The organism is Flavobacterium restrictum, assembly GCF_007097245.1.
Classification (GTDB): Bacteria; Bacteroidota; Bacteroidia; order Flavobacteriales; family Flavobacteriaceae; genus Flavobacterium; species Flavobacterium restrictum.
In genome coordinates this window covers 170,402-195,333 of record NZ_VJZT01000005.1, presented here as the reverse complement: position 1 = coordinate 195,333, position 24,932 = coordinate 170,402, and the positions used below count along the sequence as shown (strand labels likewise).

General features: G+C 38.7%; 14 protein-coding genes. 5 read left to right on the top strand and 9 right to left on the bottom strand.

Annotated features, from left to right (window positions below; genetic code table 11):
* From trhO to FNW21_RS07155, 4 genes are all read right to left on the bottom strand, one after another.
* Positions 1–1,359, bottom strand: coding sequence for an oxygen-dependent tRNA uridine(34) hydroxylase TrhO (trhO, locus tag FNW21_RS07170; protein WP_144256064.1), 1,359 nt, complete (start codon positions 1,357–1,359; stop codon positions 1–3).
* Between the two features lie 229 nt (positions 1,360–1,588).
* Positions 1,589–1,999, bottom strand: coding sequence for a BrxA/BrxB family bacilliredoxin (locus FNW21_RS07165; RefSeq protein WP_144256063.1), 411 nt, complete (start codon positions 1,997–1,999; stop codon positions 1,589–1,591).
* 134 nt (positions 2,000–2,133) lie between these two features.
* Positions 2,134–7,560, bottom strand: coding sequence for a T9SS sorting signal type C domain-containing protein (locus FNW21_RS07160; protein ID WP_144256062.1), 5,427 nt, complete (start codon positions 7,558–7,560; stop codon positions 2,134–2,136).
* Between the two features lie 662 nt (positions 7,561–8,222).
* A complete protein-coding gene (locus tag FNW21_RS07155; protein WP_144256061.1) occupies positions 8,223–13,730 on the bottom strand; it encodes a PA14 domain-containing protein in 5,508 nt (1,835 codons plus the stop codon).
* A gap of 523 nt (positions 13,731–14,253) precedes the next feature.
* Between FNW21_RS07155 and FNW21_RS07150 the strand changes: the two genes are divergently transcribed.
* Positions 14,254–14,733, top strand: coding sequence for a regulatory protein RecX (locus FNW21_RS07150; protein WP_144256060.1), 480 nt, complete (start codon positions 14,254–14,256; stop codon positions 14,731–14,733).
* 274 nt (positions 14,734–15,007) lie between these two features.
* On the opposite strand, the gene FNW21_RS07145 is transcribed toward FNW21_RS07150, so the two are convergent.
* The 5 genes from FNW21_RS07145 to FNW21_RS07125 all read right to left on the bottom strand — a co-directional run bounded on the left by FNW21_RS07145 (position 15,008) and on the right by FNW21_RS07125 (position 20,033).
* Complete coding sequence (locus FNW21_RS07145) at positions 15,008–16,180, bottom strand: beta-ketoacyl synthase N-terminal-like domain-containing protein (protein WP_144256059.1); 1,173 nt, start codon at positions 16,178–16,180, stop codon at positions 15,008–15,010.
* A gap of 188 nt (positions 16,181–16,368) precedes the next feature.
* Complete coding sequence (bioA, locus tag FNW21_RS07140; protein ID WP_144256058.1) at positions 16,369–17,640, bottom strand: adenosylmethionine--8-amino-7-oxononanoate transaminase; 1,272 nt, start codon at positions 17,638–17,640, stop codon at positions 16,369–16,371.
* A 68-nt stretch (positions 17,641–17,708) separates the two neighbouring features.
* Positions 17,709–18,326 carry a dethiobiotin synthase gene (gene bioD / locus FNW21_RS07135; RefSeq protein ID WP_144256057.1) on the bottom strand — a complete coding sequence of 206 codons (618 nt, stop codon included), beginning with the start codon at positions 18,324–18,326 and terminating at the stop codon, positions 17,709–17,711.
* Positions 18,327–18,358: 32 nt separating this feature from the next.
* Positions 18,359–18,763, bottom strand: a complete 405-nt coding sequence (locus FNW21_RS07130; RefSeq protein ID WP_144256056.1) for a GxxExxY protein — start codon at positions 18,761–18,763, stop codon at positions 18,359–18,361.
* Between the two features lie 40 nt (positions 18,764–18,803).
* Positions 18,804–20,033, bottom strand: coding sequence for an aminotransferase class I/II-fold pyridoxal phosphate-dependent enzyme (locus FNW21_RS07125; RefSeq protein WP_144256055.1), 1,230 nt, complete (start codon positions 20,031–20,033; stop codon positions 18,804–18,806).
* 212 nt (positions 20,034–20,245) lie between these two features.
* Between FNW21_RS07125 and FNW21_RS07120 the strand changes: the two genes are divergently transcribed.
* The 4 genes from FNW21_RS07120 (at position 20,246) to FNW21_RS07105 (ending at position 24,906) form a co-directional block, all read left to right on the top strand.
* Positions 20,246–20,785, top strand: a complete 540-nt coding sequence (locus FNW21_RS07120) for a hypothetical protein (protein ID WP_144256054.1) — start codon at positions 20,246–20,248, stop codon at positions 20,783–20,785.
* A 279-nt stretch (positions 20,786–21,064) separates the two neighbouring features.
* The gene (locus FNW21_RS07115) at positions 21,065–22,378 is read left to right on the top strand and encodes a hypothetical protein (RefSeq protein WP_144256053.1); all 1,314 of its coding nucleotides are present in this window, start codon (positions 21,065–21,067) and stop codon (positions 22,376–22,378) included.
* A gap of 58 nt (positions 22,379–22,436) precedes the next feature.
* Positions 22,437–23,348: a hypothetical protein gene (locus FNW21_RS07110; protein ID WP_144256052.1), complete on the top strand. Its 912-nt coding sequence runs from the start codon at positions 22,437–22,439 to the stop codon at positions 23,346–23,348.
* 1 nt (position 23,349) lies between these two features.
* Entirely contained in the window at positions 23,350–24,906 is a 1,557-nt protein-coding gene (locus tag FNW21_RS07105; RefSeq protein ID WP_144256051.1) for a phosphatase PAP2 family protein, read from the top strand.
* Positions 24,907–24,932 lie beyond the last annotated feature (26 nt).

Sequence of the window (24,932 nt, the reverse complement as noted above, 5' to 3'; positions counted from 1 at the left end):
TTATTGAATTATTTTATACAATTTATCGGATAAGCGGATTCTAAACGGCAGTTCAAAGGTAACTTTATCACCTACTTGTGCCACGGTATTTTCGGTTCCGTTGACCATCATTTTTGGTAAAATGAACTCTTCGTTTCCTGTTGTTGGTCCCGAAATTAAAAGGGTATCTCCTATTGATAATTCATTGTTCTCGATGATAAAAAGTCCAATTTGTGCTTTGACAAAATAATGGGCTACTTTTCCTAGGAGTACTTTTTTGGTTTTTATTTTTTGCCGAATGGCGATTGGCTTTTTGGCAACAGCCAACGAAATATCGGATAGTTCTCCTGAGTGTTTGAACAGTAATTTTTCCGATTTTCCTTTTCGGAATACTTTATTACCTACTTGAATGCCGCGACGCAAACGCACCTGCTCTGCCAAAGGCAATTGTATAATATTCAAGCAGTCCGTTGAACAACAATTGTGCATCGCCGTTTTACAGGCGTCACATTGAATGAATAATAAATGACAGCCTTCGTTTTCACAATTGGTATGATTGTCACAAGGTTGTCCACATTGATGGCATTGCGAAACGATATCATCCGTAATTCGTTCGCCAAGACGATGGTCAAAAACAAAGTTCTTCCCTATGAATTTGCTTTCCAGCCCTTCTTCCTGAATTTGCTTGGCATAATTGATAATACCACCTTCGAGTTGGAACACCTTCTTAAAACCTTGGTGTTTAAAATACGCCGATGCTTTTTCGCAACGGATTCCGCCGGTGCAATACATCACGAGGTTTTTATCGTCTTTATGGTCTTTTAGTTGCTCATTGATGATGGGCAAACTTTCTCTAAAAGTTTCTACATCAGGTGTGATGGCTCCTTTGAAATGCCCAATTTCACTTTCATAATGGTTCCTAAAATCGACTACAATGGTATTGGGATCGTCTAGAATTTGATTGAATTCATTGGCTTTCAAGTGCACGCCAATGTTAGTAACATCAAAGGTTTCGTCATTCAATCCGTCGGCTACAATTTTGTTCCTAACTTTTACGGTTAGTTTCAAAAAGGAGTGGTCGTCCTGCTCTACGGCAACATTCAACCGAATGTTTTGCATAAAATCATAGGCTTCTAATGTGTTGCGGAAGGATTCCAAGTTTTCGGCTGGGACACTCATTTGAGCATTGATGCCTTCTGTGGCAACATACGTGCGACCAAGGGCATCGAGAGCGTTCCATTGAACAAATAAATCGTCACGGAATTTTTTGGGATTTTCAATTTTGGCATACGCATAGAAAGACAACGTAAGGCGTTGTTGGCTAGCTTGATCAATTAGCTCGGCTCTTTCTTCTGCGCTTAAGGTGTTATACAGTTGCATGCTATAAACGTTTAAGGTTAGAAACGCAATGTATTGCGTTAGTAGAAATATGTATTTGGAATCCTAATTGGAAGGATTCGGGTGCAAATTTAGGATTTAACAGCAACGTTCACAAGGTTTTTTACGCAAAATTCGCAACAAAAAAAAACGCAAATCCACACTAGTAATTGGTGAATTTGCGGTAAAATAATTTAAACAATTTTTTCTAGCGAACTTTGTGTTTATTAAATTAACAAAATTCAGCGAAAGCGTCTTGTAAATTTTCGGCAATTAATTCCGCTGGACGACCCTCGATGTGGTGGCGTTCTAGCATGTGTACCAATTCTCCGTTTTTGAACAAAGCCATACTTGGTGATGATGGAGGAAACGGGAACATGTGCTGTCTAGCTGCATCAACAGCTTCTTTATCGACTCCTGCAAAAACAGTGATTAAATGATCCGGTTTTTTGGCACCGTCCAAGCTCATTTTGGCTCCTGGACGAGCATTTCGAGCTGCACAACCACAAACTGAATTTACGACTACTAATGTGGTACCTGCTGCGTTTATAGCAATATCTACTGCTTCGGCACTATGTAAATCTTGAAAACCAACCGCAGTAAGTTCTGCTTGCATTGGTTTTACCATTTCTTCTGGATACATATTTTTTTATTTATAGGTTAACTTAAATGGATTGCAAAGTTACAAAGTTTAAAAACAAGATGTTTCATTGCAACATAAAGTTTTGTTATAGTTTGATAACTGATTTCGGCAAAGAAAAAATGCCTTTATACCAACTAATAAATCACTTTTTTGGTTACTGTTTGCCCGCTTTGCAAAGTCACTTTAACTAGCAATGTCTGCTCGCTGGAAGGCAAATTCAAGATGCTTAATTCATTGGCATTGAGCATCGATTTCTTGTACAATTGTTTTCCTAATACATCATAAATTGCGACTTTGTCGAGTGTTTCGGCAAAAGAGTTGATGGTGATTTTTTTGCTTTTGACAGCCACCAAAACGGTGTTTTTCAACGCATCAAAGTCGCCTGTTCCTAATGATTTATTGGTGTATCGCAGCACAAAACGATCGTCAAAAGTACCTTCTTCGGTGGTAAAAGTATAGGGTGCTGCTTTTAGATCATGTATAACTTCTACGAGTTTGTCCTCGAGATAGACATTAGCACCATCATTGAAAACGCCTTCTTTGGAATCGATATTGATATTGAAGGTTCCTGCTACTGCACTAAAATAACCTAAAGGTACCTCGTCATCTTGGGTAAAAGTAGGTCTGGCTTGGATCTTGAACGCATCATTATTCTCGATAGAATAAAAATTAATATAGTTTCCTGCATCACTCAACAAGCCGTCATATCCATTGTCGCGTCCTAAAGTAGTGTTGTCAAAATAGGCTACTAATTGTTGACTAAACATCCCGAGTTCGTTTTCGAGATTCAACCATATTCGGTTTTTATCGGCTGCTTTGGGTTTGATTGGCATGGTTTTGTAAAACTGGGCATTAGCTGTTGCTGGCGTTACAGGACTTGCCGTAATGGCTGGGCTGACACGCATGGAATTATTAAATGTTAATGTTCCAGCTGCTGTTGCTTCTACAAAAAAGCCTTGTCCAGAGGCGATGTATCCCAAAGGTTTCGCTCCCCCAGAAGCACTTGCTGTAGTGCCTGTTCCTCCTGCAAGGGTATAAACGGCATAATCATCTTGGGAATAATTGTAGGCTTGTAATCCATTACTAGCACTAGCTATATCGGCTTTATGTGTCCAGAACCATAAGGTGCCGTCTATGGTTTTATTAAGTGTTCCTGTTCCTGTTATATTGGCATTTATCAAAGCATCGGCAGAGATGGCACAAGGATAGGGATTGCCTACTAAATTAAAATCATCCTCTGGATCGGTCGTGTCTGGCGTTAATTGAATTGGGGTGGTGATTACTCCCGTATTGACTTTGCCTGTAAAAACAACCGACTCGGTTCTTGGGAAACTTCCAGATGTGGGTCCCATAATAATATAACCGCGACCAGGATTCATGGAACTGGTTGTTAGCCAGTCATTCTCATTGTCATCAAAACCATCAGGAATCGCTTGACCTGTTAGGACATTAATTAAATCAATAAAATTCTCTGGATGAAATTCATAGGCTTTGTCCAATCGCCAAGTAGGGAAAACGGTTGCAATTGTTGTTGTTCCTGCTAGTGGTGTTGCCCAATAGGTGTAATCGTATTTCTCGAAGGAAGTAGTAGTTTTGTTTACATTGAACTTGCCTGTGCCCACTGTGGTTAATACTCCTGCGTCATTGATCATCACTAGCGATCCTTGGTTTTTTATCTCAACCACTGAACCTGTATTTACTGTCAAATCATTTTGTATCGTTACAAATTTTTGATTTTGAATCGTTAAGGTAAAGCCACCATTAATAGTCAACGTACAGGCATTAATATCTGGATAGGTAGCCGTGTCGTAATTTCCGTTTAATATCGCTAATGTGTTTAATGTTGGTGTGCCACTACTCCAAGCTGTGCCACTCCATGTGGTGGTGGTTAAACCTGTGATGGTAATGCTCGTAGAGGCTGATGAAGAACAAGCACCCTGTGTTACTGTAAATGTATAAGATCCAGCAGCTAAACCACTAACCGTAATATCGGTTCCTGATGAAACTGTAGTTGCACCAGATGTACCACTTCTAGTCAAAGTCCATGTTCCTGTAGCTGGCAAACCGCTTACAAAAACACTTCCAGTAGCAGTGCTACAACTAGGTTGCGTTGGTGTGGCTACAATAGGAGCCGATGGTCTGCTATTTGTAAAACCAACTGTAAAAGTCTTTGTTACTGGACATCCTGTACCAATAGTATTCATGGTTAAATTATAATCTCCAGGCGCCAAGCTACTAATATTTCTGGTGGTTGCAGTATAGGCAGGCGTACCCGTTTTTGTCCACGAATAGGTATAAATCCATTCTGGTGTATTCGTAAATGTTCCGTTTGTACCTACTGGGACTTTGGTTAAAATTGTTCCTGTTGCGTCCGAAAAATTATATCCAGCTAGTAAGCCCGTTTCAGAACCCGAATAAACAGTTGGTGTACTTGCCAAGGAAGCAATAGTTGCTGCCGATAATGCGGTACTGTAAACCCCAAATTTTTTGATTTGACCGGGATATCCTGCATCTGTATCATCAATTACTTTATTACCTATTTTAGTAGTAAAAGTAGAAGCACCGTAGTTTGTTGCTATAGCAGTACCTCCCGTTGCAACACTGACTCCGTCTATGTAAATTGTCATCCCTCCTGCTGCTCCCGTTCCCACTGCCGCAATATGATGCCATGTATTATCACCCAATGCAGTGGGTATTGGAGTCTGGAAACTACCTCCTCCAGTTGTATAAAGTTCAATAGTAGTAGGATTTATAAACCCAAATTCTATAGCATTATTTTGACCAAATAAACCTACCCTACTTGTTCCCGCAAGGTCTGCAATTTTAAATTTAATCCAACCTTCTATTGTAAAAGCAGTTCTATTCGAAAGATAAGTAGTTCCTAAATCAATATAATCTTTATCGGCGTTTTTAAACTCTACAGGTATAGGATCTGGGGATATTAATGTTATGGATCCATCTGTGCTATCAGAGCAAGTTGCATTCACTACTGTAGCGGTTGGGGTTGGGGTTGAGTTTACTGTTATTTGAATGGCAGTTGACGTATTGGAACAACCTCCAGAAGTCACGGTTCTCCTAAACCAAGTGGTAGCCGATAAACTTACTGGGCTGTATCCAATGTTGCTGTTGGTTCCTGCCGCATTTCCAAAGCCTGCGGATGCACTCGTAGTACTGCTCTCCCATAAATAAACATAAGTACCGCTACCGCCTGTAGGCGTACTTCCTGTTAAAGCAGCTGGAGTTGTTCCAGAGCAAATTGTTTGTGCTGTACCAATGGTATTTGTAGCTATTGCGGAACTTACAGTAACTGTAAATGTAGTACCACTACTTACACAACCATTAGCGTTTTTAACCGTAATGGTTCCTGTATATGTTCCAGATGCTGTACTAGCAGGAACCGAAATAGAAATAGGGCTTGCTGGCAAAGCAGCATTTGTTACCGCTACAAAACTATTAGCAGGCGATGCGTTCCATACAATGCTATACGTTGTTGGTGTTCCTGTTACCGCACTATAGGTCAAAGGAGTGGTTTGAATACTACTACTAAAACAAACACTTGTTGCTGTAGCCGCCGTGGTTATTGTGGGTGTTGCGTTTACCGTTAGTGTAATTGATTTTATACCCATACAACCATTAGCATTTGTGATTGTCATTGTTCCCGTGTACGTTCCTGCTGCTGTACCCGATGGAACTATAATCCCAGTCACGCTTCCTGCTCCCGCAACAAATGCAAAAGCTGTCGAGCCTTGATCAGTAAGTGTTAACCAATCTATGCTGTAACTTGTTGGACTATGAGTGGTGGCTGTATAAGCCATTGTAGTATTTAGAGCACTTGAACTTTCACAAACTGCTGCAACTACTGCTGGTGTTGCTGCTGTGGTTATTGTGGGTAAAGCATTTACTGTAAGTGTAATTGATTTTGTACCCGTACACCCACTCCCGTTAGTAATTGTCATTGTTCCTGTATACGTTCCTGCTGCTGTACCCGCTGGAACTGTTATACCTGTTATGTTTCCTGCTCCTGTTGTAAATGCAAATGTAGTAGAAACTTGATCGGCTAGCGTAGCCCAATCTATACTGTAACTTGTTGGACTATTTGTGGTAGCATTATAAGCCATTGTAGTTATTTGAAGGCTTGCACTCTGGCAAACTGCTGCAACTACTGCAGGTGTAGCTGCTGTAGTTATTGTAGGAGCTGCAGTTATGTTTACTACAGAGCCAGAAGCTGAATATAAATTAGTTCCCGAAACGCTTTTTGCCCAAAGATATACTTGCCCAACCGTAGTATAATTAGTTACGGTAGGCGAAGTGGCTCCCGTTATTTGTGTTGTTCGTGAAGTCGCTGTTCCTGTCCACCATTCATAAGTTACGCCACCCAAGGTAGGCTGTAATGTTGTAAGATTTACCCCAGAACAAGCAGTATTAGAGGTAGCTACTGGCGTTGTAGGCACACCGGTTGCATCAAAACAAGTGACTGCAGGCAAAGTACCTGGTGCGGTACCTCCGTAAGTAATTGTTGGGGTCTCTGTTATTCCACTACTACCCGCAAACATAGCGGCTTTTGAACTAGTACCTGAACTATTTTTAAAATCTAAATTCGGTCCGATGGATCCATTATTCATAGAATTTTTACCACTCCATATAAAATATCCTTTTTTAGTATTATCAGTAGGGCCTTTAAGATTACCATCACTTTGAATTATACCAGAAGTTTGTAAATCGAATATCCCTTCGTTATAAATGGTTCCACTTGATAGATTTACAGATCCATTAGCATATACTTTACCAAAATTCTCAAATCTAGAAGCCGATGATCCAAAATCTATTTGAGTGGTTGTAAATGTACCTGTATTGATAACTTTGCCTCCTCCATTCAAGTTGAATTTTCCCGAAAATGAACCACAACTTACATATACTGAAGTGGGCGAACTGTTAAAACTTTGTGCCACAGTAAGTGCACCATTATTTTGAAATTGCAATGAATTACCAGTACTAACATTAAGCGTAGCACCCACACTCATGTTGCTATTATTAATTATAGTAACAGTGGAGGAACTCCCTTGAAATTGCAACGTACCCGGATTAAAAGTACCATTATTAGTAATACTCGAAACGCTACCATTTAGCGTTAAGGTATTAGTAGTCATTTTGCCACCATTATAAATATTGATATCAATCTTGTTATTCAGGGTAGAATTCCCAGTAGTAATATTCAACGTACCATAAACATTTATTGTAAATTTATCAGTTGCAGCTGCTGTAAAATTATTAGCACCAATGTTAAGTGTTGCTCCTGGTCCAACACATAGCAAACCATTATTACCTAAAGTGATATCATTATTAATAGTACTCGTTCCTGTAAAACAAGTTGTTGTACCTGCCGTAAAAGTATAATTACTGGAACTAGTAAAATTGTTAACTATTGAAGTACAACCAGTACATTGCGCCTGTACAATACCAATGTAAGCAAACGCAATTAATAACAAACAATATTTAAATCCTCTTAATTTCGTAAGTAAATTTAATCCTCCCAAAATTGATTGTGTGGTTTTATGTATCATAATTAAAATGGTAATAATAATTTTATTTCAATACATTATAGAGAAATAAAAAAATCTAGTTTCTAGTTTTTTTTAGTAACTGTAAAATAACCTGTGTTTTTGTCGTTTTAATTTAGAAATTAAAAATTTACTTGTTGTATTAATTAACAATCTGTTACGACTAAAATCCAATCATAAATTTATTAAAAAATGCAAAATTAACACTTATTTTACAAAAAAAACAACCATTTCATAAAGTTGTTTGTTCGAACGTTTAAGTGTCGTTTTTATCCGTTAAACGGTATTTTTGTTTGATTTTTTAACTGTGATTAATTAGCATTTTAAAATAAAATATTTTTATTTTATTAAATTATTTGAACTTAAATCACTAATTTTTTATTAAAAAATTAGTGATTTAGCCAAAACAGCAGTAATTTAAAAATTATTTTTTATGCAAATAAATATAGCTATTTAGACCTTTTTGTTAAACAAAATGCAATCAAAAACAAAGCTGTTTTTTAGTTTTTTTGAAATAAATCCACTGTAATAAGCTTTAACACCGCCAATTAATTTCTTTTTCGGAACTTACGTAAACTCTTTTTCTATATAATTAAAAACCAAAAAACCTCATGCTGCTACTAAACAGAATGAGGTTTTTTATAAATTTAGTACCTTTGTACCAACTAATAAATCACTTTTTTGGTTACTGTTTGCCCGCTTTGCAAAGTCACTTTAACTAGCAATGTCTGCTCGCTGGAAGGCAAATTCAAGATGCTTAATTCATTGGCATTGAGCATCGATTTCTTGTACAATTGTTTTCCTAATACATCATAAATTGCGACTTTGTCGAGTGTTTCGGCAAAAGAGTTGATGGTGATTTTTTTGCTTTTGACAGCCACCAAAACGGTGTTTTTCAACGCATCAAAGTCGCCTGTTCCTAATGATTTATTGGTGTATCGCAGCACAAAACGATCGTCAAAAGTACCTTCTTCGGTGGTAAAAGTATAGGGTGCTGCTTTTAGATCATGTATAACTTCTACGAGTTTGTCCTCGAGATAGACATTAGCACCATCATTGAAAACGCCTTCTTTGGAATCGATATTGATATTGAAGGTTCCTGCTACTGCACTAAAATACCCCAAAGGTACCTCGTCATCCTGGGTAAAAGTAGGTCTGGCTTGGATCTTGAACGCATCATTATTCTCGATAGAATAAAAATTAATATAGTTTCCTGCATCACTCAACAAGCCGTCATATCCATTGTCGCGTCTTAAAGTAGTGTTGTCAAAATAGGCTACTAATTGTTGACTAAACATCCCGAGTTCGTTTTCGAGATTCAACCATATTCGGTTTTTATCGGCTGCTTTGGGTTTGATTGGCATGGTTTTGTAAAACTGGGCATTAGCTGTTGCTGGCGTTACAGGACTTGCCGTAATAGCTGGGCTGACACGCATGGAATTATTAAATGTTAATGTTCCAGCTGCTGTTGCTTCTACAAAAAAGCCTTGTCCAGAGGCGATGTATCCCAAAGGTTTCGCTCCTCCAGAAGCACTTGCTGATGTACCTGTTCCACCTGCAAGGGTATAAACGGCATAATCATCTTGGGAATAATTGTAGGATTGTAATCCATTGCTAGCAATAGCTATATCGGCTTTGTGCGTCCAGAACCATAAGGTGCCGTCTATGGTTTTATTAAGTGTTCCTGTTCCTGTTATATTGGCATTTATCAAAGCATCGGCAGAGATGGCGCAAGGATAGGGATTGCCTACTAAATTAAAATCATCTTCGGGATCGGTCGTGTCTGGCGTTAATTGAATTGGGGTGGTGATTACTCCTGTATTGACTTTGCCTGTAAAAACAACCGACTCGGTTCTTGGGAAACTTCCAGATGTGGGTCCCATTATAATATAACCGCGACCAGGACTCATCGAACTGGTATACAACCAGTCATTTTCATTGTCATCAAAACCATCAGGAATGGGTTGTCCTGTAAGCACATTAATTAAATCGATAAAATTCTCTGGATGAAATTCATAGGCTCTGTCTAATCGCCAAGTGGGGAAAACGGTTGCAATTGTTGTTGTTCCTGCTAGTGGTGTTGCCCAATAGGTATAATCGTATTTCTCGAAGGAAGTAGTAGTTTTATTTACATTAAACTTGCCAGTACCCACAGTGGTCAAAACTCCAGCATCGTTAATCATAACTAGTGATCCTTGGTTTTTTATCTCCACTACTGAACCTGTATTTACTGTTAAATCATTTTGTATCGTTACGAATTTTTGATTTTGAATCGTTAAGGTAAAGCCACCATTAATAGTCAACGTACAGGCATTAATATCTGGATAGGTAGCCGTGTCGTAATTACCATTTAATATCGCTAACGTGTTTAATGTTGGTGTGCCACTACTCCAAGCTGTTCCACTCCATGTGGTGGTGGTTAAACCTGTGATGCCAATACTCGTAGAATTAGAAGACGTACAGGATGCATTAGATACTTTGAAGACGTAAGGAGAACCAGCAGCGCTTAATCCTGTTACGGTGTAGGTGCCACTTCCGCCAGTGGTAGTGTAAATAGAAGTTCCGTTTTGATATAATGTCCAAGTACCTGTAGTTGGCAAACTAGATAATACCACACTTCCTGTTGGGGTAGTACAACTAGGTTGCGTTGGTGCAGCTACTATTGGAGTAGAGGGGGTTGATGGTTGCGGGTTGATATCTACATTTGCTGAAGCTGCAGAACTACATGGAGCTGCTGGATACATTTGTGATTGTGGAATAATTTGTAAGGCTTGACTGGTACTATTCCAAGATAATTGAGCTACTGCCTGTCCTGCATTTTCATAATACTCTAGCACAATAGCATATTTCACTCCTGCTACAAGTGCTATAGTACCCGTATTTGTGGCTACCGAATGGTCTGTCCAATTGTTAATTACCTGTGTCCCATTTACCCACAACCTGATTCCATCATCACTCCTTGTGGTAAAGGTGTAGGTTTCGCTGTAAAGTGGCTGCACTTGTCCAGACCACCTAACTGAAAAATTATCGGCATTAACCAAAGGATCTGGACTTCCATTGACCCAATCATTGTTTATAGTAGCATCAGTGCGTGTTAACACAGGAGTTCCCGTAAGGGTCATGTTATTAAAATATTCCGCTTTTAATCCAGTCCCATTGTTTGTACCAATTACAGAATAGGTGTATGTTCCGGAAGCAAGACTCGTAATGGTTGTACTTGTTCCCGTTCCTGTAGTTACAACACTACCAGGGCTTCTAGTCAATACCCAGGAGCCAGATGGTAGGCCGTTTAATACAACACTACCAGTAGCTGTTGTACAATCAGGTTGGGTGATTGTACCTATGGTTGGAGTAGCCGTTAATGGTGTTACTGTTATTTCTATGACTGTTGAAGTATTCGAACAACCTCCAGAGGTCACCGTTCTTCTATACCAAGTGGTAGCCGATAAACTTGCTGGGCTGTATCCAATGTTACTGTTGGTTCCGGAAGCATTTCCAAATCCTGCGGATGCACTTGTAGTACTACTTTCCCATAAATATGCATATGTTCCGCTTCCACCCGTTGGGGTACTTCCTGTTAAAGCAGCTGGAGTTGTTCCAGAGCAAATTGTTTGTGCTGTAGCAATGGTATTTGTAGCTATTGCGGAACTTATAGTGATTGTTATTGGTGTGGTATATCCAGAATAGCATGTTATACCATTTACGGATACCGTTCTACGTTGATAACTTGTTGTGGCAGTCAAAGCTGGTGGCGCATAAGTAGCACTTGTGGCGCCTGAAATAGTAACAAAACTACCACTGGCATTGGTTTGCCATTCATAAGTAATTGTTCCAGAACCACTACCATTTGTAACCGAAGTCAAAGCAGCTGGAGTTGCACTACTACAAATTGTTTGAGCTGTGCCAATGGTTCCTGCAGTAACAGCAGCGTTTACGGTAATCGTTACTGCTGTGGTATAGCTAGAATAACAGGTTGTGCCACCGCTAACAGAAACGGTTCGGCGTTGGTAACTTGTTGTAGTGGTTAAGGCTGGAGGTGCATACGTGGCACTTGTAGCACTCAGTACAGTAACATAACTACCGCTGGCGTTGGTTTGCCATTCATAAGTAATTATTCCAGAGCCAGTACCATTTGTTGAGGAGGTCAATGCGGCAGGAGTTGCCCCATTGCAAATTGTTTGTGAAGCCGCTATTGCGCCAGCTGTAACAACAGCGTTTACTGTAACTGTTACTGCAGTTGAATTTGCTACTGCACATACTCCACTTGTCACTACTGCACGGTAATATTGCGTTGCCGACAACGAACCCATTTGAGCACTAGCCAAAGGACTTGTTGTAGCCCCAGTTATATTCGTCCAAGTAGCGTTATTGGGAGACGATTGCCATTGAATTGTTCCCGTGTTTCCCGTTAGCGTAATATCAGCTGGTTGTGTTCCATTGCAAATAGTTTGATTTGCTGATACAGTTCCAGCTATACTTACTGGCGAAATTACAAATGACACAACATTGCTATCATTACTACATCCTGCATTGGCACTACTGGTTACAATACGTTTGTAATATTTAGCAATAGTTCCCGAAACAATGGTGTAATCCTCGGTAGTTGCTCCTGAAATACTTGTCCATGTAGCATTGTCTGGTGAAGATTGCCATTGGTAACTAATAACGCCTGCTGCAAATCCATAAGTAGTAAAACTAGACCCATCCAAGGTAAGTGAAGCCGATGCACAAACAGTACTAGTAGGTTGCACTACGGTGTTCAAAGAGGCTAATGAACTTATACCATATCCTACTTGACTTGACCCTCCATTTTCATAATAGTCATAAATTAAATCACTATTTCCAGTAAGATAAATCATAGCATATCCAGTTGCAAGCCCATGATCTGTCCAGTTATCATACTTCAATGCGTTGTCAACATACAAACGAATACCATCATCCGACTTAAAGGTGATTACATAACAACCAGCCGCTTTAGTAGATTTCATTTGATACCGAACCGCAAAACCTTGTGTATCTATATTGGTCAAATTAATACCATTTGTTAAAACAGGAAAACAATAATTAGCTGTTGGCGTACCCGCAACAGCCGAAAACTCTTGATAAAAAGATTCCGCTTCATTATAATATCCAACATAATTTGCCGAAAGAAAAGGAGTCACATTTGTTGGTGGTGTCGCTGGCGATGCGCCTCCTGGAGATCCTGCTGCTGGATAATTATAAACATGTCCTACCCATGAATTTGCACCTTGAACCGTTTGAGAATCTTGCGTATTTCCCAAACTATTGAGCGTTAATGTCAATGCCAATCCAGTTGTTCCCGTAGTACAAGCATCAGATGCCAATCTTATTTTGACTTTGCCCGAAAACGGAGCTTGCCACAAACTTATTGTAGCACCAGAGGCACCAGAGGCAGAAACAAGGGGAGTATTCGTTGCATCAGTATCATTTATAACCGTTAAATTTTCGTTGCCACCAAAGGCATTTCCAACTGCAAAAGTATACGTAAACCCTTTTACAACATTTAGAACCACATACTGCCCTTCATTAACCGTTGCTGTAGTTATGGTATTCGAATTATCGATACAATAACTATAGGAACCAGCCGGAGTGGTTAAAAAGCTTGACCCACAACTTACTGCGCCATTAAAAGTAAAATCATTAATACTAAAAGTCCCAGTTCCAATTGTTGCAGCCCATCCATAAATCCTGAAAGTGATTGCGGATGTTACATTTTGATACGTGTTCCCAGCTAACGAAATTGTAGTTCCCGTAGCCGTAGGAGCTCCAACATTAGCAGTAAAGGTATCAGCACTTGAACGAATAGCAAAAACTGTTGGTCCCTGCGTAGAAGCTTGACCAGTATAAACAAAACTTGTAAAATCAATTTTATATCCCGCATTTGGAGTTAATGTAAACTCATAATAATCGGTTGGGTCTATACTTGCGCTTGTAGCCCAACCAACGGCACTATACCTATCCGTGGCCAAATCGCCAGTAATACCAGCACTACGAGTAATACCAGATACGGTTATATGGGAGTTCAAAACATTACCAGTATTGTATGGACTTGCTGGCACAGAAGTGTTAGGAAGCGTCAATGGATTAGTCCAAATAGATTGCCCAAATGATAGTAATGGCAATAAAAAAAGTAAGAATATGTATTTTTTCATCAAGGTACATTTTATATTCAAAATTTCGCCATAACTCTTATGTAACTAAATTTTGAAATTCTAAAAACACATTCTAAAGCTACTATTCTAAAAATGAAATAGTAGTAAAAATAATGTGGTATTAAAATTACTAAAAAACCCGAAATTAAAAGGTGTTTTTTCAAAAAAAACGAATTATTCAATTTAACTGTTTAAAAGAGCATTTTATCCGTCAAAAGGTGGCAATTATTTAATTGTTTTACTCCTATTCACAGTTGCATTTAAACAAAAAAAATATAGCTATTGAGACAAAAAATAACTTTTTAGTATTAAAAATTAAGTATAATAGTCCAAAAGCTATATTTTATTCAAATTATAACTTCAAAAAACTATAGAGATACTACTCCATTATGTTCAACAAAATAAAATTTAAGAAAGCGGTTCGTTTTTAGTATTTTTGAAAAAAAATTGTAATAACAGCCTTTAAACCGCCAACACACTGCTTTTTATCTCTAAAAAATTAAAAAAAGCCACCACAACACTCATGAAAGAAGTCTATTCCGTAAAAGTTGCCATTGCCAAAATGGAACATTTTTGTGCCTATCAAGAACGCTGTCATCAGGAAGTAACAGACAAATTGCGAAGTATACACATGGATTCCGACGAAATCGACACGATTATGGTACATCTTATTACCGAAAAATTTTTGAACGAGGAACGTTTTGCGCGCAGTTTTGCTAGAGGAAAACACCGCATCAAACAGTGGGGCAAAATCCGAATTATTGCCGAATTAAAGTTTCGGAAAATCAATCAAAACGGCATCAATTTCGCCCTAAAAGAAATCACTCCCGAGGAATACAATACCACCTTTGACACCCTTTCCAATCGACACTGGGAATCCATTCGAGAAACAAATACACTCAAAAAACGAAAGAAATTTTGTGATTTTATGCTCCGCAAAGGATTTGAAAGCCAACTAATTTATGAAAAAGTAAAGGAGTTGGAAAGCGAGGAGAGGGGTTAGAAGCTAGAAGAAAGAAGCTAGAAGAAAGAAGCTAGAAGAAAGAAGCTAGAAGGAAGAAGAAAAAAACTAGAAGAAAGAAGCTAGAAGTTAAAGGTTAGAAGTTAGAAGTTAGAGAAGAGAAGTTAGAAGTAAGAAGTAATAGGTTAGAGAAGAGAAGTTAGAAATTATAAGTGAGTTGTCAAAAGAATTCAATTTAACTAAAAACCTAGCGAACTTTGCGTAAACCTTTGCGTTCCTTGCGGTTAAATCAATACAAAAAATATTGCGGTAAGGCCTATAAACTCAACAAAACACTTACCGCATTGCCCCCAAAACCAACAGCGTTAACCAATACGTTCTTGATGGGTTTTGTTTGTTTTTGTGGTGCTATAAAAGGAACATCAATAAACATGTTGTGCTGCAACATCAAAACGGCCAATTCCATACTCAAAATTCCAGAAGCTCCAAACGTATGCCCAATTTTCCATTTATTAGTTGTCAATAATGGCAGGCTTTCGCCAAAGAGTTTCTCGATAGCTTTATACTCGGTTATATCGCCTTTTATCGTTCCTGGTGCGTGCATCACAATGGCGTCAACAGCAGCAATAGGTGTGTTTTCGAGCGCCATTAACATCGATTTTTGGAAACAAGTTGCCTCTGCCGAAATAGAAATATTGTGTTCCAAAAGTTCCGTTGCATACCCAATTCCAGTTATGTAAGCCAGTGCGTTTTCCTTTTTCCCAATTTCTAAACAACATACCGCAGCACCTTCGCCAAGAATCATCGTGTTTTGCTTTTTTTCTAAATCTAATGCTCTATTGGGCCATTCGGCAAGCTCGGGCTGACGTTCATCTATGTTCGAATAGATTTTCAAAGCCCGCATTTGTCCAATTGTAAAATCCGTCAACGGTGCTTCACTGCCTCCAACCAAAAACTTATCGGCCATTCCTGCTCGCAACCAAGCCACACCATTCAACACGGCATGCAAGGCAGTAGAACAGGTGATAGAATGCGAAATTTCAGGCCCAGCACTTTGCAAATCATGCGCCACCCAGGACGAAATATTGCCCAAAGTAGTAGTTGGCGAAGCCAGCGTTTGTGCCTTGCCCGTTTCTAAATAGTCTTGAAAATGTTTTTCGAATAAATCAGTTGCCCCACGCGAAGAGCCAATGTTGATTCCAAAAACATCCTTTGATGTCCATCCTGCCTCGTGCATCGCAACACGAGAAGCCGCCATGGCATACAAAACCGATTTGTCCAGCGACTTGTATTTACTATCCGATTGTTTTAATGCCTCGATTATGGCAATTGAATCCTCGTTCAATTTAGCGACAAATGTGTTTTTATGGTCTAAAAAATGAGCCGTAAAACAATGATTATTGTTTTTATACATTTCCCAAATTGTCCTGGGGTCATTGCCCAGTGGCGAAATGGAGGCTAGTGCTGTTATGGAGATAATTTGTGACAAGACTGTTTGTTTTAGTGCAAAGGTCGTAAAAAAGGACACACCAATAACACCAATTGAAAGCGATAAAACGCAGCGCATTTGCTTTTAAAAAAACTGCCAAAGATAAAACGGATTTCACACCTTTTTAATTCATTTTTGATACATTAAACAAAAAAATCCGTGAAAATTGGTTTGGTCTCTGGACGAAACTAAACTATTTCTAATGCTTTTTCGACCACTTCATACACTTTTTGCAACTGCGCATCACTAATGACATACGGCGGTAAAATGTAAACGATATTCCCAACGGGACGCAAAATAACACCATTTTCTATAAAAAAATCATAGAGTGTATTGCGCAAAGTTCCGTAATAACTGGCTGTTGTTTCGGTTTTAATTTCTAACGCAAAAATAACACCCAAAACCCGTGTTGTACTCACTTTTGGATGCGATTCAATATGTTTTTGAAACCTCAAATGACTTGTATTTACCCTACTAATGTTGTCCTGCATTTCTGGAGTTTGCAATAAAGACAAACTCGCCAAAGCCGCCGCACAACCCGTAGGATTTGCCGTAAAGGTATGCCCATGAAACAACGCTTTGTTGATGTCATCGTCGTAAAAAGCATCGTAAATAGTATTCGTAAATGTGGTAATCGCCATAGGAATTGTCCCTCCCGTCAAGGCTTTGGACAAGCACATCATATCCGGTTTTTGGATTAAATAATCACAGGCAAATGTTTTTCCTGTTTTGCCAAAACCCGTCATGACCTCATCGGCAATGGTGAGAACGTTGTTTTCTTGGCAAATTTGCAGGAGACAATCGAGCGTTTCGGGAGCGTACATTACCATTCCTGCCGCGCCCAAAACTAGGGGTTCAAAGATAAAAGCAGCACAGTTATTGTTTTTTATAACCTCTTGCAACGCATCAAAACTGGCTTGTTCATGACCGTTTACAGGAACTGGAATCCTGACTACATCTATAAACATTCCTTGAAATGCTTGGGTATAAAACGAAATTCCGCTGGCTGCCATGGCTGCAAAAGTATCGCCATGAAACGCATTTTCAAAAGCAATTAGGGTTGTTCGTTTTTCTCCTTTATTAAAAAAATATTGCAACGCCACTTTAATCGCCACTTCAACTGCCGTAGAACCATTATCCGAAAAAAATAGTTTTTGTTGGTTTTTAGGCAAAATTTCTAATAGTTTTTCCCCTAAAAAAATAGCAGGTTCATGCGTAAATCCACCAAAAAGAACGTGTTCTAATGTGGTCAATTGCGCGTAAATAGCATTGGCAATTTCAATATTCGAATGCCCAAATGGATTGACCCACCACGAGGCAATAGCATCAATATATTCTTTGTCATTTTCGTCCCAAAGCAACGCTCCTTTTCCTTTTTTGATAGCAATAGGAAGTGCTGCGGTCTTGTGTTGTGTATATGGATGCCAAAGGTTTTTTTGGTCTCTTTCGATTAAACTCATTGAAATTAGATTTTAAAATTCTCTATTGAAATTGTCATTGAAATTGTCATTGACATTGAACTTGATTTTTACAACTGCAACACATTTTCCCGAAATGTATCCGCATATTCTTGGATTACATTTTGGTCAAAATAAGGTTCTTCATCAATTCTTCCAATCGCTTTAATTCCGGTTTTATTCAAAATTATAGCTTCGGTAGCTTGGTTTTCGTTGCCACTAAAAAGGATTCCTGCCACGGTAATTTTTCGATTTTGCAGGGCTTCAATAGTGAGCAAAGTATGGTTGATACTTCCCAAATAATGCCTAGAAACCACGATGACTTTGTAATCAGGTTGAATCAAATCGATTACACAATCCGAACTATTCAAGGGAACAAAAACGCCACCTGCTCCTTCGATAACTAGGTGGTTTTGGGTTTTTGGTTCGATAATTTTTTTCAAATCGATGGTAATTCCGTCCAATTCAGCAGCAAGATGCGGGCTGGCTGGCGTGTTCAGTTTATAGCTGTTTTCGTGAATGACCGTTTTGTCGTTCGAAATATAATTTTTTATTTTATGACTATCGGAATTGTCCAAATCTCCCGCTTGAATGGGTTTCCAGTAATCGGCTTGTAAGGCTTCGACAAGTATAGCCGAGGCAATGGTTTTGCCCACATCGGTAGAAATTCCTGTTATAAATAGTTTCATGATTTTGCCACGGATAAAACGGATAAAACCGATTACCACTGATTTTTTAAATTAATTTTTCTGTCGTTTGTATAAATTACTCTTTTAAATTCTGGCTCTTCTCCAAAATTCAACAACATTCCAACCTCAATAGGAGTTGCCTTAAGATAATTCATTAATTGAGCAAGGCGAACATTTAGGAGTATTTCGGTTGCTTTTAGCTCTACAATTACTTTTTCTTCTACTAACAAATCTGAATAATATTCTCCTACAAGTTGTTTTTTGTAATATACTTTAATTTGTTTTTGGGCTTCGACTCTGTATCCTAAAGATTTCAATTGAAAGTACATTGCATTTTGATAAACTTTTTCTAGGAATCCATAACCAAGCTCGTTGTATACTTCATAATAAACTTTTAAAACTGCATCCGTAATAGATTTGTGCATTAAGTGTACCATAAAATCTGTGTTAATCTGTTAAAATCCGTTTGATCCGTGGCTAAAACACAAAGTTACTCAACAACCGCAATACTTCACTAATTTCGGCGATCGAATTGTAACTATGAATGCAAAACCGCAGGCGTTCCTGACCTTCGGGGACAGTAGGCGACAAAATGGCTTTGACATCAAATCCTTTTTCCTGCAACAGACGGGCTATGTTTTTTACACTTTCATTTCCTGGAACAATCGCACTCTGAATCGCCGATTTGCTTCTCACAAAAAGCGGTTTCAAGCTGCATAAATTCTTTTCTTGGTTGAAAAATTGAATGTTCCTTTTTAAGGATTCCATAGCTGTTTTATTTTTTTCCAAAAACTGACAGGCTACCAAAATCGTAGCTACCGAATGTGGAGAAAGTCCTGTGGTGTAAATAAAACTTCGGGCAAAATTGACCAAATAACTCGTGAGCTCCTCCGAACCTAAAATTACCGCTCCATGACAACCCAGCCCTTTGCCAAAGGTCATAATGCGGGCAAAAACAGCATCTTGCAATCCTAACATTTGAACCAATCCTTCGCCTCCTGCGGTTTCCAGATTGCCAAAAACACCCAAAGCATGCGCCTCGTCAACGACCAAAAAGCAGTTGTACTTTTTGGATAACAAAGCCAATTCTTCAAGATTAGGACAATCGCCATCCATAGAAAAAACGCTTTCGGTGACGATATAAATTACTCCAGTTGTTTTGTTTTTATTACAATTGTCATTGAAATTGCCACTGGAATTGCCATTGGAATTGCCATTGAAATTGCTATTGCCATTGAAATTGCTAATTTTCTTTTCTAAATCTTCTAAATCATTGTGCCCAAACTTGTACGCTTTGGCATGCGACAATTGGATTCCGTCACGAATGGATGCATGGCACAACTCGTCGTACAAAATCAAATCTCCTTTTTGTGGCAGCGCACCAAAAAAACCCACATTGGCATCATACCCCGAATTGAACAACAAGGCCGATTCCGATTGATGAAATCGGGCTATAAAAGCCTCGGTTTCTGGATACAAATCATGATTTCCGGATAGCAATCGAGAGCCCGTAGCACCATTACTTTTAATATTTCGAGCAACTAAAAGCGCATGAGTTGCATCAAAAATTGCTTCGGATTGTGAGAATCCTAGATAATCATTGGAAGCAAAATCAATTCCACTTGCTCCCACAGGCAATTGGCGCAAAGCATTATTTTGTTTTCGAATTTCGAGTTTTTCGAATGCGTTTTGAGGTAATTTTTTCATACGAGACAAAAATAAGCATCTTTTTTGGTTTCTTAATTCCCTTTGATTGCTGTTTTTAATTCTTTAAAAGACAAAACCGAATCCAATTAAAATTAACACAAAAGTTCCGAAAACGGTTTCGATTTTAAGATTTTATTCCGATATGTTAAAAAAATATTAAAAAAAATACAAAATTAGTTAACATATTTAATAGTTTTCTACTTTCGAAGCCTATGAAACGAATTGCATCACTTTTTCTACTCGTAACATTGTTCTACAATGTACTTGGATATTACCTGATGGTTGCTCAACAAAAAGAGCAGACCTGGGTAGCATCTATGCAAAAAAGTGACACTTCGGATTTTAGAGTAATCAAGTTGAATGCCTCGGTTTACACCTTTGCGGAAGACACTGATTTTGAATATGTGAACGAAAATGTAGTTATCAATAACAAAACCTACCATATTTTCAAGAAACGAATTCAAAACAATATTTTGAGTTTGTATTACTTGCACAATTCCAGTCAGGATCAGGTTGCCAAAGGTTTAAACGAACTGGTAGACAATCAATTATTTGACAATTCCACGTCAAAAGAAACGCCTGTAAAAAAATTATTAAAATCTTTCATCAAAGATTATATCGTAAATGACAGTACTGTTTTGACTTTTTCTCCAAAAAAAGCTATCGAAACTGCTGCCATTGCCACTGCTACTCAAGAAGCAATCCAAGCAGGATACTACTCCGTATCCTACTCACCCCCCGATTTTATTTAATTTTTCTATTTCATTAGTTTTTTTGCGGCTATAATTTAGATGCAAATTATAAAAAACGAATGCATTTTTGGGTTATTCAAAACTATTTTGTTGTGATTTTTTTCAAAAAAAAACCAAACCAAGTTCCTTTTTTAGAACCAAAAAACCATTCCAACTTCCAACTACTTTTTGAAATAGAATGAAATTGCTATATCCCTTACAGCAATTTTCAAACCCTCGATTCCTTTTCCATTTTACTAATTTTTCTTTTTGGGAAAACCATTAAGAAAACCATTTCAAATGCAGCTATCGCAAAAGCATAGCGTTTTGGCACAAATGATTTTTCATAACAAGGAAAACGTGTTGCCCTATTACATTAAACTTAAAAACCAAAATAATCCAATTTTTATGAAACAATTTTCCTTTTTACCTAAAGCTTTCACTTGCTTATTAGTCGTAGCGGCATTAACTCAAACCCAAAAAACAAATGCACAAGGTTGTGTAGCAGTACGCCAAATGGGCGGGCAAAATATGAACTCTGCCAATTCCTACAACCTACAAGAAGGCGAATTTCAAGTGGGTACTAACTACCGCTATTTTCATTCTTGGAGGCATTTTGTGGGCAAAGAAGAGCAGTTACAACGGCAAACAACAGGTGGAGGATTTGATGAAAACGGCAAAGAACGTGGCAACGCAGTAAACATTTATTCGCATGCCGTGGATTTGAATTTTTCCTACGGATTAACCAGTAGATTGCAATTGAACGCGACATTGCCTTATGTAAATAATGAGCGTTCGCAAGTGCTTAAACAAACTACACCAGTTAAAAATACCTACCGATACAGCGTTTACGCAGACGGTATTGCTGATGTGCGATTGAGTGCTAACTATTGGCTTTTTGACCCAAAAAAAATGACCAAAGGAAATGCTATGATTGGTTTAGGCGTAAAATTAAATACGGGAAGTCATGATAGACGTGACGATGCGCCACAAGCAGACGGAACGACTAAAAGTGTGGTAATGGATCAAGCCATTCAACCTGGCGATGGTGGTGTAGGATTCTCTGTAGAAGTACAGGCTTTCAGACAATTAACAGGACGTCTTTATGGTTTTGCCAATGGGTATTATTTGTTCAATCCACAAGAATCTAATGGTACTTTTAAATCAGACCCAAAACCAGGATTAGAAGGATATCAACTTTATGCTTCGCCAGATCAATATTTTGGACGAGTAGGATTGATGGCTGGGGTAGACAAAAAGGAAAAATTAACCGTTTCATTAGCCGGTCGTTTTGAAGGGATTCCAGCTTATGATGCCTTTGGTGGTCAAGTAGCCTACCGTCGTCCAGGCTATGTAATTGCTGTAGAATATGGGTTATCCTACCGTTTAGGGAAACATGGTTTTAGCTTATTTATTCCTTACAATATTGTTAAAAACCGCATTCAAAGTGCGGCTGATATCGCCTCTCAAAATTTGCAAAATTCAGTAATCACAGATCCTAGTAAATATGTTCACGTACAAGGAGATGCTGCTTTTGCTGATTATTCTATAAATGTTGGGTATTCCTACCGTTTTAGTTTAAACAAAAAAATGATAGTAACAATGCCTCATTAATCCAAAAAAAAAACCAATTAAAATCAAACCCTAATTACAAACCAATTTTTTAGTACAAATGAAAAAAATTTACATCAGTTGCCTCTTATTTTTACCCTTATTTATGAGTGCACAAACCGATATTGACGGTATCATGATGAGTAAAAACAATTTTTGCGTAGGAGCAGTCTACCAACACAGCAGTTGGGATGAATACTGGGAAGGCAGCTTCAAGAGAACAAATCTTAATTTAGGAACCGTAACCACACAATCCGTTGCAGTTATGGGAAACTACGGTGTTTCGGATAAATTAAATGTCATTTTTAGTGCTCCTTATGTAGAGACCAATGCTTCGGCAGGAACAATGAAAGGACAAAAAGGCGTTCAAGATCTTTCGCTTACGCTAAAATACATGCCCATAGAAAAAACCATTGGTAAAGCCACGTACTCGGTATACGCTTTGGGAAGTTTCTCGGCACCACTTTCAAATTATCCCGCAGATTATTTGCCTTTAAGTCTTGGTTCACAAAGCAAAACTGCCGTATTGCGAATCATGGGAGATTACCAAAGAGAAAATTTTTTCAGCACTATTTCTGGAGCATATATCAAAAGAGCCAACATCACTATTGACAGAAACTCCTATTTGACAGATGAAGTACATTACACCAATGAAGTTGATATGCCTGATGCGGTTTCGGTAAATTTTAGAGCGGGTTACCGTTCGAATCGATTAATAGCTGAATTTGTAATAGACAATTGGGTAACGCAAGCAGGAGGATTTGACATTACCAAAAACAATATGCCGTTTCCAAGCAACACCATGAACGCCTTAAAATATGGTGTTAATGCAAAATATACCTTCAAAAAAATACCCGAATTATCTCTTGTAGGAGGATACAATTATGTGGTTGAAGGACGAAACGTGGGAAAATCAGACGCCATTTATGGTGGAATATTTTATGTGATTAATTTTAAAAAAGCGACTAACTAAAATGAAAAATAGCATTACTAAAACAGCCTATACCAGTCTAATAGCTTTATTTCTTGCCTGTACGTATTCGTGTAGTGACGAGATAACCGAAAGAAACCAAGAGTTTCATGCCTTGAATCCGTCTAATATTGATGCGCTTGCAGGAACATGGAAAACCTATTTATTAACCACACCAGACGAATTCCCTCTTGACGCTCCAGTAGCTACCACTACGCCAGCCTATACTAGAGAAATCAACGAAATAAAAAGCTACCAAGCCAGCATTACCGAAGAGCAAAAAAGCATTATAAAATATTGGAGTGCAGGTGGTGTTTTGCGTTGGAACGAAATCATGCGAACGCTAGTCGCCAGACACAATCGTCCGCCGTACCAAAACGAAGATGGAACCTATCCAGCGCCATCGGCAGCAAATCCTTTTGCAAACCCACAATTTCCGTTTTCAAATCCACCATTTGCTGCTAGAGCTTATGCCTATGTAAGTGCCGCACAAGCCGATGCACTTATCGCCGCTTGGCATTATAAAAAACTATACAATAGAGCCGCACCTTACACGGTTGATACCAATTTGCAGGTTTTAATCCCAAAAAGTACCCTACCTGCCTATCCATCAGAGGACGGTGTCTTGTCTGGTGTTACGGTTGAATTATTAAAATTATTATTCCCAACCGAAATTGCCTACATCGACGGAAAAGCCGATGAGGAAAAACTATACCGCATCATTAGTGGTGCTAATGTGCGCAGCGATGTTGAAGCCGGCATAGGTTTGGGTCGAAAAATTGCAGCCAAATTTATAGCTAGAGCCGCTACCGATGGTGCAGGAGCCGCAATAGGAACACCAGAAATTTGGGCACAATTAGAAAGTACAACAGCCGCCAAAGGAGAAACACCTTGGATTTCATTAGAATCTCCCAAAAGACCACCTATGTTGCCTTTGTTTGGAAAAGTAAAATCATTTTTAATGACGCCAGAAATGGTAGTTGCCAGCCGTCCAGTTGCACCACCATCTACAAAATCGGAACAATTTGCCAAGGAACTTGCCGAAGTAAAAGCTTTTAGTAAGGATGCCTCCAAAGACCATATAAAAATAGTAACTTTTTGGGCTGACGGGGTAGGAACCTACACGCCTCCAGGACACTGGAACGCCATTGCTGCCGAAACATTTGCAACACAAGATTACAGCGAAGTGCGTTGGGCTAGAAATATGGCCTTATTAAATATTGCCATGATGGATGCCGCCATTAGTTGTTGGGATGCTAAATACACCTATTTTAATCCACGACCATCACAAATGGATTCGTCTATAAAAACAACAACTGGAGTACCTAACTTCCCCGCCTATGTTTCAGGTCACTCGACCTTTAGTGGTGCTGCTTGTACCGTTTTATCACATATTGTTCCTTCACAATCCGAAAGCTTTAAATCCATGGCAAAACAAGCCTCGGATTCTAGGATGTTTGGTGCGATTCATTATAGAAGTGATTGCGAAAAAGGACTTATATTGGGCGAAACCGTTGGTAATTTTGCCGTTACAAGAGCCACAACTGATGGCGCCGAATAAACATAAGTAAGTCGAAAGTTTTAATG

Coding starts and splice junctions, on each gene's coding strand:
- trhO (WP_144256064.1), bottom strand. CDS start 1,359: ATGCAACTGTATAACACCTTAAGCGCAGAAGAAAGAGCCGAGCTAATT.
- FNW21_RS07165 (WP_144256063.1), bottom strand. CDS start 1,999: ATGTATCCAGAAGAAATGGTAAAACCAATGCAAGCAGAACTTACTGCG.
- FNW21_RS07160 (WP_144256062.1), bottom strand. CDS start 7,560: ATGATACATAAAACCACACAATCAATTTTGGGAGGATTAAATTTACTT.
- FNW21_RS07155 (WP_144256061.1), bottom strand. CDS start 13,730: ATGAAAAAATACATATTCTTACTTTTTTTATTGCCATTACTATCATTT.
- FNW21_RS07150 (WP_144256060.1), top strand. CDS start 14,254: ATGAAAGAAGTCTATTCCGTAAAAGTTGCCATTGCCAAAATGGAACAT.
- bioA (WP_144256058.1), bottom strand. CDS start 17,640: ATGAGTTTAATCGAAAGAGACCAAAAAAACCTTTGGCATCCATATACA.
- bioD (WP_144256057.1), bottom strand. CDS start 18,326: ATGAAACTATTTATAACAGGAATTTCTACCGATGTGGGCAAAACCATT.
- FNW21_RS07130 (WP_144256056.1), bottom strand. CDS start 18,763: ATGGTACACTTAATGCACAAATCTATTACGGATGCAGTTTTAAAAGTT.
- FNW21_RS07125 (WP_144256055.1), bottom strand. CDS start 20,033: ATGAAAAAATTACCTCAAAACGCATTCGAAAAACTCGAAATTCGAAAA.
- FNW21_RS07120 (WP_144256054.1), top strand. CDS start 20,246: ATGAAACGAATTGCATCACTTTTTCTACTCGTAACATTGTTCTACAAT.
- FNW21_RS07115 (WP_144256053.1), top strand. CDS start 21,065: ATGCAGCTATCGCAAAAGCATAGCGTTTTGGCACAAATGATTTTTCAT.
- FNW21_RS07110 (WP_144256052.1), top strand. CDS start 22,437: ATGAAAAAAATTTACATCAGTTGCCTCTTATTTTTACCCTTATTTATG.
- FNW21_RS07105 (WP_144256051.1), top strand. CDS start 23,350: ATGAAAAATAGCATTACTAAAACAGCCTATACCAGTCTAATAGCTTTA.